The following is a 1,521-nucleotide window of genomic DNA, read 5'->3' as shown; positions in this document are numbered from 1 at the left end:
CGTCAATCATATAAATCAGCTTTTTAGCTTTCCTTTTTTTAATGTTAAACACTTAGGACGACTTCTGACAATGTCTGATCTTACCCTATAAAAGTGGACAATAATTTTAGTCAACTTTCCGTTTTCTCAAACTCAACAGGAGATCTATAGCCCAAAGTTGAGTGCAATCTTTTTCTGTTATAAAATAATTCTATGTAATTAAAAATGCTCAATTTTGCTTGTTCTCTTGTCTCATATTTTTCAAAATTTATATGCTCGGTTTTAAGGGTATGGAAAAATGATTCTACAACCGCATTATCATAACAATTTCCTTTTCTGCTCATTGACTGTATTATTTTATTCTCAGTCAACATTTTTCTCATATCACCGCTGGCATATTGAACACCTCGATCTGAGTGGAAAATAATACCTTCTTCTATCTTTCGTTCTTCCAAGGCTCTCTGAAGCGCTCTAAGCACAAGATCTGAACCTAAGTCTTTATCTAATCTCCATCCAATAACTCGTCTTGAATACAGATCCAATATTGCCGCTAAATACAGCCACCCTTCTTTGGTTCGAATATATGTTATATCGCTTACCCAAACCTTATTTGGTCTATGAACAATAAAACTCTGATTTAATCGGTTATCAGCAACCTTTTCATTATGGTTTGAGTTAGTTGTGCGCCTATATCTCTTTACTGTTTTTGCTCGTATGCCAGATTCTTGCATTATCCTGGCTATTCTTTTCTTATCGCAGCTCTCTCCGCGTCTCTTTAATTCTGCGCTTATTCTGGGGCTTCCGTATAATCCTCTGCTTTCATAATAGATCTCAGTTATCTTTTCTAACAGCCGTTCCTGATCTATTGCTCTTTTGCTCTTCCCGTTTTTCTTCCTTTTGTAATATCCGCTCCTAGATACTCCCAATATTCGGCACATCTTCTCTACACTAAATCTAGCTTTATTGCTTACTATAAAATCGTATTTCTTTTCTGGTCTTTGGAGAAGATGCTTATAGCCTTTTTTAATATATCGCGCTCCTCTGTTACATCTGCTAGTTTTTTCCTTAATTTTCTGACCTCTTCTTCTGAGGGCTTAAGGTGTCCCTCCCCCGGAAACGCCTCACCTTTATCCGTGTCGTATTGTTTTATCCACCTATATAGGATGCTCTCCGCTATCTCTAATTCAACGGATAGTTCTCTTACGCTCTTATCCCCTATTTTTATCATATTTACTACATCCAGCTTAAACCCTTTTGAAAACTTCCGCCTCTTTTCGATTTCCATGGACACCTCCATTATTTAAGATTAATATAGTCATTATTCTTCGTGTCCACTATATGGGGTAAGGTTACGGCTTTTACTAATTACTACTTACCAATTACTACTTACTAATTACGGATCACGACTTACGACTCACGACTCATGGTTCCGGCTTTTTCTTTGGTATCAGAGCGGAAACTGATCAAGATACACATTACTTAGTCCAATTTTCGATAGTGATATTTTTTATTCTTTTGAATTCTTTTTCATTATTCGTGACT

General features: G+C 36.2%; 1 protein-coding gene. It reads right to left on the bottom strand.

Going from position 1 to position 1,521, the window contains the following annotated elements; all coding sequences use genetic code 11:
- Window positions 1-110: 110 nt before the first annotated feature.
- A protein-coding gene (locus WAM07_RS12365) for an IS3 family transposase (RefSeq protein ID WP_422167268.1) occupies window positions 111-1,264 on the bottom strand; the annotation gives its coding sequence in 2 pieces (ribosomal slippage) (window positions 111-994 and window positions 994-1,264; 1,155 coding nt in all).
- Window positions 1,265-1,521: the final 257 nt, after the last annotated feature.

Origin of the sequence: Halobacillus sp. (genome assembly GCF_049282395.1) — a bacterium.
Taxonomy (GTDB): domain Bacteria; phylum Bacillota; class Bacilli; order Bacillales; family Halobacillaceae; genus Halobacillus.
Note: the sequence above shows the minus strand (reverse complement) of the source record. Positions and strands in the feature narration are given on the sequence as shown.